The organism is Pseudomonas sp. 2822-15 (assembly GCF_002742515.1).
GTDB classification, from domain to species: domain Bacteria; phylum Pseudomonadota; class Gammaproteobacteria; order Pseudomonadales; family Pseudomonadaceae; genus Aquipseudomonas; species Aquipseudomonas salomonii.
This window is the reverse complement of the sequence record NZ_LJRY01000187.1, coordinates 1-14,622: the sequence shown is the minus strand read 5'-3', so window position 1 is coordinate 14,622 and position 14,622 is coordinate 1. Positions and strand designations below refer to the sequence as shown.

The 14,622-nt window shown below is 59.0% G+C and carries 14 protein-coding genes; 2 read left to right on the top strand and 12 right to left on the bottom strand.

Annotated features, from left to right (window positions below; translation table 11 throughout):
* Positions 1-19: 19 nt before the first annotated feature.
* The 12 genes from AOA59_RS14820 to AOA59_RS14765 form a co-directional block, all read right to left on the bottom strand.
* Complete coding sequence (locus AOA59_RS14820) at positions 20-1,327, bottom strand: CitMHS family transporter (RefSeq protein WP_017139070.1); 1,308 nt, start codon at positions 1,325-1,327, stop codon at positions 20-22.
* Positions 1,328-1,583: 256 nt separating this feature from the next.
* The gene (locus AOA59_RS14815) at positions 1,584-3,545 is read right to left on the bottom strand and encodes a DUF4105 domain-containing protein (protein WP_058421921.1); all 1,962 of its coding nucleotides are present in this window, start codon (positions 3,543-3,545) and stop codon (positions 1,584-1,586) included.
* Complete coding sequence (locus tag AOA59_RS14810) at positions 3,542-3,862, bottom strand: DUF2388 domain-containing protein (RefSeq protein ID WP_060756468.1); 321 nt, start codon at positions 3,860-3,862, stop codon at positions 3,542-3,544. The genes AOA59_RS14815 and AOA59_RS14810 overlap by 4 nt, the downstream gene beginning before the upstream one ends.
* Positions 3,863-3,901: 39 nt before the next feature.
* Positions 3,902-4,210: a DUF2388 domain-containing protein gene (locus AOA59_RS14805; protein ID WP_065931944.1), complete on the bottom strand. Its 309-nt coding sequence runs from the start codon at positions 4,208-4,210 to the stop codon at positions 3,902-3,904.
* A 107-nt stretch (positions 4,211-4,317) separates the two neighbouring features.
* A complete protein-coding gene (locus AOA59_RS14800; protein ID WP_056861033.1) occupies positions 4,318-4,638 on the bottom strand; it encodes a DUF2388 domain-containing protein in 321 nt (106 codons plus the stop codon).
* 158 nt (positions 4,639-4,796) lie between these two features.
* Positions 4,797-4,982 (bottom strand): DUF1127 domain-containing protein, encoded by a 186-nt coding sequence (locus AOA59_RS14795; protein ID WP_065931943.1) that lies wholly within the window; start codon positions 4,980-4,982, stop codon positions 4,797-4,799.
* A gap of 263 nt (positions 4,983-5,245) precedes the next feature.
* Positions 5,246-5,461 carry a DUF1127 domain-containing protein gene (locus AOA59_RS14790; RefSeq protein WP_048721398.1) on the bottom strand — a complete coding sequence of 72 codons (216 nt, stop codon included), beginning with the start codon at positions 5,459-5,461 and terminating at the stop codon, positions 5,246-5,248.
* Positions 5,462-5,779: 318 nt separating this feature from the next.
* Positions 5,780-7,273: an acetyl-CoA hydrolase/transferase family protein gene (locus AOA59_RS14785; protein WP_099488084.1), complete on the bottom strand. Its 1,494-nt coding sequence runs from the start codon at positions 7,271-7,273 to the stop codon at positions 5,780-5,782.
* Between the two features lie 235 nt (positions 7,274-7,508).
* A complete protein-coding gene (locus tag AOA59_RS14780) occupies positions 7,509-8,945 on the bottom strand; it encodes an NAD(P)(+) transhydrogenase (Re/Si-specific) subunit beta (RefSeq protein ID WP_065931941.1) in 1,437 nt (478 codons plus the stop codon).
* Positions 8,945-9,265 carry an NAD(P) transhydrogenase subunit alpha gene (locus AOA59_RS14775; protein ID WP_003220416.1) on the bottom strand — a complete coding sequence of 107 codons (321 nt, stop codon included), beginning with the start codon at positions 9,263-9,265 and terminating at the stop codon, positions 8,945-8,947. The genes AOA59_RS14780 and AOA59_RS14775 overlap by 1 nt, the downstream gene beginning before the upstream one ends.
* Before the next feature lie 15 nt (positions 9,266-9,280).
* The gene (locus AOA59_RS14770) at positions 9,281-10,402 is read right to left on the bottom strand and encodes a Re/Si-specific NAD(P)(+) transhydrogenase subunit alpha (RefSeq protein WP_065931940.1); all 1,122 of its coding nucleotides are present in this window, start codon (positions 10,400-10,402) and stop codon (positions 9,281-9,283) included.
* A gap of 452 nt (positions 10,403-10,854) precedes the next feature.
* Positions 10,855-11,754 (bottom strand): LysR family transcriptional regulator, encoded by a 900-nt coding sequence (locus tag AOA59_RS14765; RefSeq protein ID WP_099488082.1) that lies wholly within the window; start codon positions 11,752-11,754, stop codon positions 10,855-10,857.
* A gap of 157 nt (positions 11,755-11,911) precedes the next feature.
* Here AOA59_RS14765 and AOA59_RS14760 point away from each other — a divergent pair, with 157 nt between their 5' ends.
* Positions 11,912-13,093, top strand: a complete 1,182-nt coding sequence (locus tag AOA59_RS14760) for an acyl-CoA dehydrogenase (protein WP_003187423.1) — start codon at positions 11,912-11,914, stop codon at positions 13,091-13,093.
* 12 nt (positions 13,094-13,105) lie between these two features.
* Positions 13,106-14,326 carry a CaiB/BaiF CoA-transferase family protein gene (locus tag AOA59_RS14755; protein ID WP_099488081.1) on the top strand — a complete coding sequence of 407 codons (1,221 nt, stop codon included), beginning with the start codon at positions 13,106-13,108 and terminating at the stop codon, positions 14,324-14,326.
* Positions 14,327-14,622: the final 296 nt, after the last annotated feature.

Genomic DNA, 14,622 nt, shown 5'->3' with positions numbered 1-14,622 from the left:
CGCGGTCAGGTCGTTACGATTATAGAGTGCTGAACAGCGGAAAAATCCCCATCAGCAAAGCGGCGAACATTATGCACAGGCACACCAGCACTGCCCACTTGAGGGTAAAGCGTTGGTGATCGCCAAATTCGATCCCGGCCAGGGCCACCAGCAGGTAAGTCGATGGTACCAGCGGGCTGAGCAAATGTACGGGTTGGCCAACGATGGACGCACGGGCCATTTCCACGGCGGTGATACCGTAATGGCTGGCCGCTTCGGCGAGCACAGGCAGTACGCCGTAGTAGAACGCGTCGTTGGACATGAAGAAGGTAAACGGCATGCTTACCAGCGCGGTGATCACTGCGAGGTACGGGCCCAGCGCTTCCGGGATAACCGCCAGCAAGCTCTTGGACATTGCATCAACCATGCCGGTACCGGACAAAATGCCGGTGAAGATGCCCGCGGCGAAGATGAGCCCGACGACTGCCAGCACGCTGCCGGCGTGGGCGGCGACGCGGTCTTTCTGCTGTTGCAGGCACGGGTAGTTGACGATCATCGCGATACTGAACGCCACCATGAACAGCACTGGCAGCGGCAACAGGCCGGCAATCAGGGTGCACATCAGCGCGAAGGTCAGTGCGCCGTTGAACCAGATCAGCTTGGGGCGACGGGCGTCCGGGAATTGCGACACGCTGATCTCGCTGTGATCGATCTCGTCGCCCTGCAGGTGCAGTTCACCCAGGCGGGCACGTTCGCGTTTGCCGTACATATAGGCAATCACCAGGATCGCCACTACGCCGACAGCCATGGCCGGGATCATCGGTACGAAAATATCCGAAGGGTCTACATGCAGCGCACTGGCGGCACGGGCCGTCGGGCCGCCCCATGGCGTCATGTTCATCACGCCACCGGCGAGGATGATCAGGCCGGCCATGATCCGCGGGCTCATGCCGATGCGCTGGTACAGCGGCAGCATGGCGGCCACGCAGATCATGTAAGTGGTGGCGCCGTCACCGTCCAGGGACACCACCAGGGCCAGCACGGCGGTACCGACCGAAACTTTCAGCGGGTCGCCCTTGACCATCTTGAGGATCTTGCGCACGGCCGGGTCGAACAGGCCGGAGTCGATCATCAGGGCAAAGTAGAGAATGGCGAACATCAGCATCACGCCGGTCGGCGCAAGCTTGGTGATGCCCGCAAGCATCATCGGTCCGATCTCGGGTGCAAAGCCGCCGAACAGGGCGAACAGGATCGGCACAATGATCAAGGCAATCAGCGCGGACAGGCGCTTGGTCATGATCAGGTACATGAACGTGATGACCATGGCAAAGCCAAGGAAAGTCAGCATAGGAATACTCCAGGCGTAGCGCGGCTAGGGAATGGCGAACCGGGTTGGGGTCAGCGCAGTACGAAAGGCACGTGGCGTACGAATGGAGTTGGAGCGAACAGGCGGGTAGTAGCGGACATCAGGGGTCACCATTGTTGTTGTTTACAGCCGGTCTGTTGCCGGCAGTGGGGGCGATCCTAGACGGGGAAGCTTTCAGCCAGCTTTCGCTGTGTAAGTCAGATGATGGAAGGCTTGTAGGAATTTTGATTAAGGTGACTCAGGGCAGCTCCAAACCGCCCGAGGCTTTGTGCAAGGCCCGCAGGTGTTCGCCCATCTGCTTGAGGTTGGCTTCGCAGGCGGCAATCTCGTCGGCGCGTGCAGGGTCCAGCAACGCCCTCACCTCTTTATCCAGATCGCCGGTCAAGGACTGCAGCTGTTTCTGGCGCTCGGCACTTTCCGATTCCAGGCGTTTGGCTTCCGACGGTTGCGGCAGGCCGTAGCCGCCGCTATCGAGCAATTCCGCCGGGCGGCTGAGGAAGCCGCTGTTGGCGAGGATCTGTTGCAGGGTGTTGTTGGCTCTTTCCATGCCGCCGTTTTTCAGCTCACGGGCATTGAGGTAGCGTTGCTTGACTTCGTCCTGGGCCAGCATCAGTTGTTTGCGATAGCTGGCTTGTTCCAGCAGCAGCAGTGCGGCGCTGGTGCGCAGGTCGGCCTGGGTGAACCACTGGCGGCGTTCTGCGGCACTGAGGGCGAGCCAGTCTTCGACTTGGGTCTGCTTGATCGGCAGATGTTTGCGCAGCACGTCGAACATCGCCTGGTAGCGCTCGCGGAACGAGTCGAAGTGATAACCCAGGCGCAAGGCTTCACGCTTGTCATTGAGTACGCTGGTGTCAGCCAGGCCGCGGGCGCTGAGCACCTCGAGCAGGCCGTTGGGGGTGATGTTGTCCAGGCTGGTCAATTGCGGGTTGGCGCTGCCGCTGCGTAACAGCTTGAGGCTCTCCACCGCGCAGTTGTTGGAGATGAAGAAGTAATTACCGTCGTAGCTCCAGTGCATTTCGGCGGCATGTTCGACGGTGTCGTTGATTTCCTGGCGGGTGAGCTTGAGCGGTACCGAGGCCAGGCCACGCAGTTCAGTCTTGGTGTATTCGTCGATCACCTGCGCCAGCGGCAGCACAAACAAGCGTGATGGATACTTGCCCACCAGTCCATCCCAGCTTGAGAGCTGTACGTCACCGACGAAAGCGCGGTAAGACAACACCAAGTGCTGGTCCAGGTCCAATCGGCAATCCGGGCCACGCGGGCGGCCGGGTGCGCAGATCACCAGGCGCAACATGCTGTGGCCCCAGCGGCTCACCAGGTTCTGGTTGGCTTCGGCCAACAGGTAGTCGATTTCATACACGCGCTCCGGGTCGATCTGGCCCAGCGGCGTTTTGGCGAAGTCATTGCCGGCGTTCAGGAACGCGTAGGTTTTGGCGCAGGTGTCCTGTTCGGGCGGTGCCCAGCCGAAGTGTTCCTTGTAATAACGAAACAGCGCGGGGCGACGGCAGGCGTAGCTCGGGTCGAGGAGGAAATACTCCATGTTGACCGCCACAAACTCCAGCGGGCTGGTGGTTTCGTAGATGTCCGGGCTGCGGGCGACCTGGTGGTTGTGTTGCTCGCGCTCGCCGCGACGGCCCACGTATTGGGGCCAGCCGGCAATGTCCAGCAAGCGCGGGTCGTCACTCAAGGTGAAGCGACGGTCGTTCTGGCCACGGCATTGATCGGGCAGGCCGATCAGGCCGGTGATGTTGTTCTGGCGGCTGCAGCGTTGGATCAGGCGGCGCTCGTCTGTGGACCACAGGCGCGCACGGTCATAGATGTGGGTCAGTTCATGCAGCACGGTGGCGAGCATTTCGCGGCGCACAGTGCCATGGGGGCGGTTGGTCTTTTGGGTGGCGGCGCTGCCGTCGGTGAGGCTGGCGAGCAGGTTCTGGTTCAGGTCCAGTTCGGACACCAGGGAGGCTTGGCCATAGGCGTTTTCAGGCATCTTGTCGGTCCAGCCGACATCAATGCGCCGATCCAGCTGCTCGATAAAGCGCGGCGGCAGAGCGCGCATCGCTTCATCAAGCAACGCCTGGCTGGCCTGCTGTTCGGCCGGGCTCAAGCCATCGGTCTTGAGCCGCAGTTGCAGGCTGGCCTGGGCTGCGCCTGCACAAAGCAGCACAGTCCCGGCCAGTAGCCAGGCGAACAGGCGCCTCACAGAGCGAGGATAGCTTCGGCGAGGGTCTGGTCACTGGCGTCGCGGGCTTCCGGTACGCGGGTGCGCAGGGTATCGAAGGCTGCTTCCAACTGTGCGCCGCGGATTTCGCCGTTGGAGGCGACGAAGCTGGCAGCGTCATCGTGGGCTTCGCGCACGATTTTGGAGTCGCGGATGGAAGTGGTGGTGTCCGAAGTGAAATCAATGGTACGCGCCGAGGCACGCACGATGATGTTACTGGTGGCTTTCAGGGTTTGCGCGTGGGCGACATCGGCCAACAACAGCAGGCCCAGAGCGGCAGCGATCAGCGGGCTACGCATGGAATGACTCCGAAATACAAAGGTAGAAATATACGATGATTATTGGACGAGAATTGCCTGCGCCAGTTCAAGGTCGCTGACATGAAGTTTTGGCTGGGTTCGGCGCAAGTACTCCAGCGCAGATTCCAGACGAGCTCCCCGCCATTGGCCGTCAGTGGCGATAAAAGCGGCAGCGTCATCCTGGGCGGCCAGTACCAATTTTCTGTCAAAGGGCGCCGACGTCACCTTGCTGGTGGCGTAGGCACTGATGACGGTGCTCTGGATGGACACGTCAAAGGCCGAAGCCAAGGGTGACCAGCAGGCGGAAACCAACACGGGAACAATCAACAGGCGGTATGTAAAAGCCATGGGACTCGACAACTGAAAGCGAGCGCCAAGGCTAGCGCAACGTCCGGGCGAGAGCCAGCGCTGACACATTTGGTAGCGGCTGGCGTGCCCTGGCGTCTACCGGTTTATCAGATGGCCAGAATTGCCTGGGCCAGTTGAGCGTCGGTCGCGGTGTTCAGTTGTGGGGCCTGTTGGCGAATCTGGGCCAGGGCGCTTTCCAGTTTCACGCCACGAATGGCGCCTTCGCTGGCCACAAAGCTGGCGGCGTCGTCACGGGCAGCTTGTACGACTTTGTTGTCACGCAGGGACGACGTGGCGTCGGAGCTGGCATCGGAAGTGGCTTTGAGCGCGCCGACAATCGAGTCGGTGGTCACGATAAAGCTGCTCGCGTTGGCGTTGGCGGCCAGGGCCAACAGGGTGGCAGCACTCAGCAGGCGAAGACGGGACATGGAATAACTCCTGTAGAAGATCAAATAAAGCGGCGCAATGCGGCCACTGTGAAACCGACATTGTTGCGGATTAAGCATCAGACGTCTGTTCTACAAGGTTCGCCACGTAATAAGGGGATCTTAAGCTGCCGCTATCCGTTCGGAAAGCCTCTATCTGTCTAGTCGCGCCAGAAAGGTTTGGACAGCTCGGCAGTACGGTCGCCGTGGCTGATGCCGGCATCGGCCAATTCACGTGGGTCAAGTTGCGCTAGTTGTCGGCGCTCATGGGCCTGCCGCGCCCATCTGCCGAGCGCGCGAGCCATTCGAATGATCAACTGTTTGTGGTGCGAGGTTTGCGTGCTCATGACGACGGCCTTCCATGAAGTCTTGGAACACCATCTTGGGCGGCCAGCTTTTACCAATACAGATACAACAAAGTTAAATTGTACCGCTTAACTGTTGTTATATTTAAACTGTACTGGTGTTTGCGTGTGCCCTCTGTTTTAGCCGTGTAAAGTCTGAACTCCGGAAACAACAAAGCCCGCCTCCGGTTTCCCGGGGCGGGCTTTGTTTTGTTAAATCAGGGTGCTGGCGGTGGACCCGGCGGGGCAGGGCCAGCGGGCGCCAATTAGCGCCAGAACGGCTTGCTCAGCTCTTCGTAGCGTTGAGCTTCGCTGATACCGGCGTCAGCCAGCAGACGCGAATCCAGGCGAGCCAGTTGGTGACGGCTGGAGATGCGGCGCTGCCACAACATCAGGTTGGCGAGAACGCGCAAAGGCATGGAAGCCTGGGTGTTTACAGCTTTTTCTTCGAAGAACAGATCGGAACTGAGTGTACGTTCCATGATGACATCCTTCCGCTTGTGGCGGGATTAGGTAGTGGTTTAACTGATGCCAATGATCCTCCTCCGGCGCAAGACTCTCTAGATACAGTTCACCTGTATTGTGAGGGGCCAGTTAACTGTTTATAGCGGCTGTACTGTACGGAATTGGGGCAACTGTACCTGTCTGCACTTAATTGGTGCGAAATAGGTATTTTCGACATGGGGCGTAGGATAATTCGGTAGGAAATGACCGGTACAGCAGTACAGTTTTTTCAAAAAGTGCGGCTGCGGTCACCGAGCTGAGCAAACTGTGTTTGCATCAGCCCGGATCTGTATCAATCAAGCCTTGAGCATATGCCCGGTTTCTTCCAGGTTGATGTGCCAACTCAGTGCTTCGCGCAGGATGTGCGGAGTATGCCCGCCGATCGCGCAGGCAGCGTCGAAGTAACTGTTCAGCGCATCGCGGTAAGCCGGGTGCACGCAGTTGTCGATGATCACCCGTGCCCGCTCACGTGGCGCCAGGCCACGCAGGTCAGCGAGGCCAACCTCTGTCACCAGGATGTCCACGTCATGCTCGGTGTGGTCCACATGGCTGACCATCGGCACTACGCTGGAAATCGCGCCGCCCTTGGCAATCGACTTGGTGACAAAAATCGCCAGGTGCGCATTGCGCGCGAAATCCCCGGAGCCGCCAATCCCATTCATCATCCGCGTGCCGCAGACGTGGGTGGAGTTGACGTTGCCGTAGATATCGAATTCAAGCGCGGTGTTGATACCGATAATGCCCAGGCGCCGAACCACTTCAGGGTGGTTGGAGATTTCCTGCGGGCGCAGCACCAGCTTGTCCTTGTAGTGTTCCAGGTTGCCGAACACGTCGGCGTTGCGTCGTTCCGACAAGGTAATCGAACTGCCCGAAGCAAAGCTCAGCTTGCCCGCGTCGATCAGGTCGAAGGTCGAGTCCTGCAGCACTTCCGAATACATGGTCAGGTCTTCGAACGGCGATTCGATCAAGCCGCACATCACCGCGTTGGCGATGTTGCCGATCCCGGCTTGCAGCGGGCCGAGCTTGTTGGTCATGCGCCCGGCGTCGACTTCCTGTTTGAGGAAGTTGATCAGATGGTTGGCGATGCCTTGGGTGTCGGCGTCCGGTGGTGTCACGGTTGAGGCGGAGTCGGCCTGATTGGTGATCACGATGGCGACGATTTTCTCCGGCGGGATCGGAATCGCGGTGCTGCCGATGCGATCGTCGACCTTGACCAGCGGGATCGGTGTGCGCGTCGGCCGGTAGGTCGGGATATAGATGTCGTGCAGCCCTTCCAGGTTCGGGTTGTGCGCGAGGTTGATCTCAACAATCACGTGTTTGGCGAAAATCGCGAAGCTGGCCGAGTTGCCCACAGAGGTGGTGGGCACGATGTGTCCTTGTTCGGTGATCGCAACGGCTTCGATCACCGCGATGTCCGGCAACTTGAGTTGGTTGTTGCGCAGTTGCTCGACGGTTTCCGAGAGGTGCTGGTCGATAAACATCACTTGGCCGGCGTTAATCGCCTTGCGCAGGGTGCTGTCGACTTGAAACGGCATGCGGCGCGACAACACGCCGGCTTCGGTCAGTTGCTTGTCCAGGTCATTGCCCAGGCTGGCGCCGGTCATCAGGGTGATTTTCAGCGGCGAAGTCTTGGCGCGTTCGGCCAGGGCGTGGGGGACGGCCTTGGCTTCACCGGCACGGGTGAAGCCGCTCATGCCGACGGTCATGCCGTCCTCGATCAGTGCGGCGGCGTCTGCCGCGCTCATGACCTTGTTCAACAACGAAGGCAAGCGGATACGATCACGGTACATGAAGTGTTATCTCAGGCTACGGAAGCAAGGTGGGCAGTGTAGTGATTTCAAAAAATTTCGGCCCGCTACCATGGTCGAATGCCAGGCAGCGATTTAGAGCCTTTGGTCGGGTTTCAGGTGTGTGCAAAGCGGAACGCAGAGCATTCCCGGATGCATTCCCACGCAGAGCTTGGGAACCATAAAAAAACCCCAGCCTACTGGAGGCCAGGGTTTCGGGTATTGCGCTGGCGCAGTGTTATTCGACGGCTTTGACCATGTCTTCGATGACCTTCTTGGCGTCACCGAAGACCATCATGGTCTTGTCCAGGTAGAACAACTCGTTATCCAAGCCGGCATAGCCGCTGGCCATCGAGCGCTTGTTGACGATGATGGTCTTGGCCTTGAACGCCTCAAGAATCGGCATACCGGCAATCGGCGAGTTCGGGTCGTTCTTGGCGGCCGGGTTGACCACATCGTTGGCACCCAACACCAGCACCACGTCGGCCTGGCCGAACTCGGAGTTGATGTCTTCCATTTCGAACACTTGGTCGTAAGGCACTTCCGCCTCGGCCAGCAGCACGTTCATGTGCCCAGGCATACGGCCCGCTACCGGGTGGATCGCGTACTTCACGGTCACGCCGCGGTGGGTCAGCTTCTCGGTCAGCTCTTTAAGGGCGTGTTGAGCCCGAGCGACTGCCAGGCCGTAGCCTGGAACGATGATCACGGTGTCGGCGTTGGTCAGCAGGAACGTGGCGTCGTCCGCCGAACCGGATTTCACCGGGCGTGCTTCTTTGGAGCCAGCCGCTGCGCCGGCATCTGCTGTGTTGCCGAAACCACCGAGCAATACATTAAAGAAGGAGCGGTTCATCGCCTTGCACATGATGTACGACAGAATCGCGCCGCTGGAGCCCACCAGGGAGCCTGCGATGATCAGCATCGAGTTGTTCAGCGAGAAGCCGATACCCGCCGCTGCCCAGCCGGAGTAGCTGTTGAGCATCGAGACAACCACCGGCATGTCGGCGCCGCCGATCGGGATGATGATCAGCACGCCCAGCACGAAAGCCAGTGCCAGCATCAACGCGAACGCAGTGAGGTTGCCGGTGAACATGAACGCCAGGCCCAGGCCAAGGGTTGCCAGGCCGAGCACCAGGTTGAGTTTGTGCTGACCACCGAACTGTACCGGTGCGCCCTGGAACAGACGGAACTTGTACTTGCCCGAGAGCTTGCCGAACGCAATCACCGAACCGGAGAAGGTAATTGCACCGATGGCCGCGCCGAGGAACAACTCCAGGCGGTTGCCCGCAGGAATCGAGTCGCCCAGCTGTTTGACGATGCCCAGGGATTGCGGCTCGACCACTGCGGCAATCGCGATAAATACCGCCGCCAGGCCGATCATGCTGTGCATGAAGGCAACCAGCTCCGGCATCTTGGTCATTTCTACGCGCTTGGCCATGATCGAACCGGCGGTTCCGCCGATCAGCAGGCCGACGATCACGTAACCGATACCGGCCGTTGCAAGCTCAGCGCCGAGCTTATAGATGAGGCCCACAGTGGTCAGCACCGCCAGCGCCATGCCGAGCATGCCGAACAGGTTGCCGCGTCGCGATGTGGTTGGGTGTGACAGGCCTTTAAGGGCCTGGATAAAACAGATCGACGCGATCAAGTAGAGCGTCGTAACCAAATTCATGCTCATTACTTTGGCGCCTCTTCTTTTGCTTTCGGGGCTTTCTTCTTGAACATCTCCAGCATCCTGCGCGTGACCAGGAACCCGCCGAATACGTTAACCGCCGCCAGGGCCACGGCCAGGGTGCCCATGGTCTTGCCCAGTGGGGTCACGGTAAGGGCTGCGGCCAGCATGGCGCCGACAATCACGATTGCGGAGATGGCGTTGGTGACCGCCATCAGTGGCGTGTGCAGTGCGGGCGTGACGTTCCAGACCACGTGGTAACCGACATAAATCGCCAGCACAAAGATGATCAGGTTGTAGATACCGGGGGAGATAAGCTCTTCCATCGTCTGAATCCCTGCTTAGGCGTTTTTGCGGATGACTTGGCCGTCGCGGCACATCAGGCACGCGGCGACGATGTCGTCTTCGAGGTTGATTTCAAACTGCCCTTCCTTGGTGAAGACCAGCTTCAGGAAGTCCAGCAGGTTGCGCGCATATAAAGCAGAAGCATCGGCGGCGACTGCACCGGCCAGGTTGGTCGGGCCGCAGATGGTCACGCCGTTTTCCACGACGACCTGGTCGGCGACGGTCAGCGGGCAATTGCCACCCTGGGCGGCAGCGAGGTCGATGACCACCGAGCCCGGCTTCATTTGTGCGACGGTTTCGGCGCTGAGCAAGGTCGGGGCTTTGCGGCCCGGAATCAGCGCGGTGGTGATGACGATATCCGCTTGTTTGGCGCGTTCGTGCACGGCCAGGGCCTGACGCTGCATCCAGCTCGATGGCATCGGGCGCGCGTAGCCGCCGACACCGACCGCGCATTCACGCTCTTCATCGGTTTCGTAGGGCACGTCGACGAACTTGGCGCCGAGGGACTCGATCTGCTCTTTTACGGCAGGGCGCACGTCCGACGCTTCAATCACGGCACCCAGACGTTTCGCCGTGGCGATGGCTTGCAGGCCTGCGACACCCGCGCCGAGGATCAGCACGCGCGCGGCTTTGACGGTGCCCGCGGCAGTCATCAGCATCGGCATGAAGCGTGGGTAGTGATGGGCTGCCAGCAATACGGCTTTATAGCCGGCAATGTTGGCCTGTGACGACAACACGTCAAGGCTCTGGGCCCGCGAGGTGCGTGGGGCTGCTTCGAGCGCGAAGGCGGTGATGCCGCGTTCGGCCAGCTTGCCAATGGTTTCATTGCTGAACGGGTTGAGCATGCCCACCAACACGGTGCCGCTTTTGATCAGCGCCAGTTCGCTGTCGCTGGGGGCAACCACCTTGAGAATCAGCTCGGCGCCAAACGCTTCGCTGGCGCTGCCAATGGTTGCGCCTGCCGTTTCATAGGCACTGTCGACGATGCTGGCGGTAATGCCGGCGCCGCTTTGTACAGTGACCTTATGGCCCTGGCCGATCAGCTTCTTGATGGTTTCCGGGGTGGCAGCCACCCGCGTTTCACCGGTCTGGGTTTCGAGAGGAACACCAATGTGCACGTCAAATCTCCTGCATGATCTTTTTGCTTTTGATCTTTTTGTAAAAAGGCCAGTGCACCGCGAGTGGCGCAGCTGGGGCGGCCGATCAGCACGATCCCGCTGAAATGACAGCGGGGCGCGGCATTTTGCAGGCGAACTTTACGGCCTTCAAGGGATTATGACGGGTGACGAAAAATTAACTACAAGTCACCCTGTGACTGATTGTCGCAACAGGACAAAATAACCTCTTTAAATACAGGCGTTTAAAGGGTTGTAGAGAGTTACGGACGGTTTTCCTATCTTCGGCGTGAATGGTCGGGCATTGGCAGGTAATTGTCGCTACAAGCCTTATTGGACATGGCGTTAAGCTCATTTTGATGCTGAGAGGTACAGTCTTTCAAAACACGACATATAGTTATATCTGTAGGATCCTAATTTATTTGACTACAAGGTCAATAAAATGACCTTGTCCTTTAAATACTGGGGTTGTAGCGCTGTGACTGGTCGATTAGCCAGTCTCTAAAAGCGTGCAGCGACGCAGATTCGACTTTTCTCTCGGGAATCATCAGGTAGTAAGCCTTTGTACTGCTCAACGCTTTGGGGCTCGCGATCACCAGGTGCTTCTCTTCCAGCTCGCGCTGGATAAGGAAGGGTGGAATCAGTGCAATGCCCATGTCATGCATGGCCGCTTGCGACAACATCGAGAATAGCTCGTAACGAGGGCCTGTCATGTCGCGAGGTATGTTCAGTTGTTGCGCGCTGAACCACTGGCGCCAGGCGTACGGCCGGGTTGTTTGTTGCAGTAGCGGCAGTTGGGTGATTTCTTCCGGGCTGAAGTGTGCACGACTGCCCAGTAAGCGCGGACTGCACACGGGTACGGGATTTTCGCCCATCAGCCGGTGGGATTCGGTGCCTGACCAATCGGCATCGCCAAAGTAGATGGCGGCGTCGAACTCGGTGTCGGCAAACAAAAAAGGGCGCGTGCGGTTGGTGAGGTTGACCGTGACTTCCGGGTGTTGCTGCTGGAAGTCCTTGAGCCGTGGGATCAGCCATTGGGTGCCGAAAGTCGGCACCACTGCCAGCTCGATGACATTCGCGCCTTGCTGCCCCATGACCGACAACGTATCGCGCTCTACGGCGTCCAGTTGCATGGCAACGCGACGGCTATACGACAGCCCCGCTTCCGTCAGCTTGACGCCCCGCCGTGAGCGTCGAAACAGCTCGACACTCAAAAACTCCTCCAGGCTGGCGATCTGTCGACAGATGGCGCCTTGGGTGAGTGAAAGCTCGTGCGCCGCCTTGGTAAAGCTCTCGTGGCGAGCCGCTGCTTCAAAACTGACCAGGGCGGTGGTGCTGGGAATTTTTCTGCGCATGTACGTTGTACTCACTCATAAAGCGGATTTGCGCGCTTTTCGCTCATTAAGAAGTGAGAAATTAGCACAACCCTATGCGTAAACGTCGTTTGCCCTCTGCGGTTGCCCGGCCTAGGCTGCATCCACGACTTCTGTTTTCTTCCCCGAGGACTTATTCATGGCTGGCAAGGCAAGCTTCAACTGGATCGATCCACTGTTGCTGGATCAACAGCTCACCGAAGAAGAGCGCATGGTGCGCGACAGTGCTGAGCAATTCGCCCAGGACAAGCTGGCGCCGCGTGTGCTCGAAGCCTTTCGCCATGAAAAGACCGACCCTGCGATCTTTCGCGAGATGGGTGAAACCGGCCTGCTGGGCGCGATGATCCCTGAGCAGTACGGCGGCAGTGGCCTGAACTACGTCAGCTACGGGCTGATTGCCCGTGAGGTGGAGCGTGTCGACTCCGGCTATCGCTCGATGATGAGTGTGCAGTCCTCACTGGTGATGGTGCCTATCAACGAATTTGGCACCGAGGCGCAAAAGCAGAAGTACCTGCCAAAGCTGGCGTCGGGCGAATGGATCGGTTGCTTCGGCCTGACCGAGCCTAACCACGGCTCTGACCCGGGCGCGATGATTACCCGTGCACGTAAGGTCGATGGCGGCTACAGCCTGACCGGCGCCAAGATGTGGATCACCAACAGCCCAATCGCCGATGTGTTCGTGGTGTGGGGCAAGGACGATGCGGGCGATATCCGCGGTTTTGTCCTGGAGAAGGGTTGGAAGGGGCTGAGCGCACCGGCGATTCACGGCAAGGTCGGCCTGCGGGCTTCGATTACCGGTGAGATCGTCATGGATAACGTGTTTGTGCCCGAGGAGAACATCTTCCCGGACGTGCGTGGCCTGAAGGGGCCTTTCACTTGTCTGAATTCGGCACGTTATGGCATTTCCTGGGGGGCGTTGGGGGCTGCGGAGTTTTGCTGGCACACCGCTCGCCAATACACCCTGGACCGTCAGCAGTTCGGGCGGCCTTTGGCGGCGACCCAGCTGATCCAGAAGAAGCTGGCGGACATGCAGACCGAGATCACCCTGGCCTTGCAAGGCTGCCTGCGTTTGGGGCGTATGAAGGACGAAGGGACGGCGGCGGTTGAGATCACGTCGATCATGAAGCGTAACTCGTGTGGCAAGTCCCTGGATATTGCGCGCATGGCGCGGGACATGTTGGGCGGCAACGGTATCTCGGATGAGTTCGGAGTGGCGCGTCACCTGGTCAACCTGGAGGTGGTCAATACCTACGAGGGCACCCACGACGTGCACGCCTTGATTCTTGGGCGCGCGCAGACCGGTCTTCAAGCGTTCTATTAATAGGAGAACGGCATGGGCGCGCTTTCACATCTGCGGGTATTGGATTTGTCACGAGTGCTGGCTGGCCCGTGGTCCGGGCAGATCCTTGCAGACCTTGGGGCTGAGGTAATCAAGGTTGAGCGGCCGGGCAGTGGCGATGATACGCGGGCATGGGGGCCGCCCTTCCTTAAAGACGCCTATGGTGAGAACACCAGTGAGGCGGCGTATTACCTGTCGGCCAATCGTAACAAGGAGTCGGTAACCATCGACTTCACGCGCCCGGAGGGGCAGAAGCTGGTGCGCGACTTGGCGGCCAAGTCCGACATCCTCATCGAGAACTTCAAGGTAGGTGGTCTGGCGGCGTATGGGCTGGACTATGAATCGCTCAAGGAGATCAATCCAGAATTGATCTATTGCTCGATCACCGGCTTTGGCCAGACGGGGCCTTATGCGACGCGTGCAGGCTACGACTTTATGATCCAGGGGCTGGGTGGGCTTATGAGCCTGACCGGTCGGCCCGAGGGTGATGAAGGGGCTGGGCCGGTAAAGGTAGGCGTGGCGTTGACGGATATCCTGACGGGGCTGTACTCGACCGTGGCGATCCTGGCGGCGCTGGCTCACCGGGATCATGACGGCGGTGGGCAGCATATTGATATGGCGTTGCTGGATGTTCAGGTGGCATGCCTGGCCAATCAGGCGATGAATTACCTGACGACGGGTGTCGCGCCCAAGCGCCTGGGCAATGCTCACCCCAATATTGTGCCTTATCAGGACTTTCCCACGGCTGATGGCGACTTCATCCTGACGGTGGGCAATGACGGACAGTTTCGCAAGTTTGCTGAGGTGGCCGGACAGCCGCAGTGGGCGGATGATCCGCGTTTCGCCACTAATAAGGTACGGGTGGCTAACCGTGCGGAGCTGATTCCGCTGATCCGCCAGGCCACAGTGTTCAAGACGACGGCTGAGTGGGTGTCACAGCTGGAGCAAGTAGGCGTGCCGTGTGGGCCGATCAATGATCTGGCGCAAGTGTTTGCCGACCCGCAGGTCAAGGCGCGTGGGTTGGCGATGGCGTTGCCGCATGCATTGGCGGGGATGGTGCCTCAGGTCGCCAGTCCGATGCGGTTGTCCAAGACGCCGGTGGAATACCGTAATGCGCCTCCTCTATTGGGCGAGCATACGGTGCAGGTGTTGCAGGGGGTGTTGGGGTTGGATTCGTCGAATGTGGCTGCGCTGAAGGCTGCTGGTGTTATCTGAATTTGCTCTTCTATATAGTCAGGCTCATCAATCAGCTCGGATTGGTTGTTTTTTGATCAATCCTAACTTATTGATAGATAAGCTAAATTAAGTATTGACGGCGGATTCTAGAAGTCTATAATTCGCCCCACTTCCGGCGCAGTCGAAACGGAAAACTCCTTGGTAAACAAAGAGTTACGAAGTTTTCGGCAGCGGGTTGCTTCAGTTCATCGAAGCCAGAAGGGAGTTGAAAAAGAGGTGTTGACAGCAGCGTGTAACGCTGTAGAATTCGCCTCCCGCTAACGAGAGATCGTAAG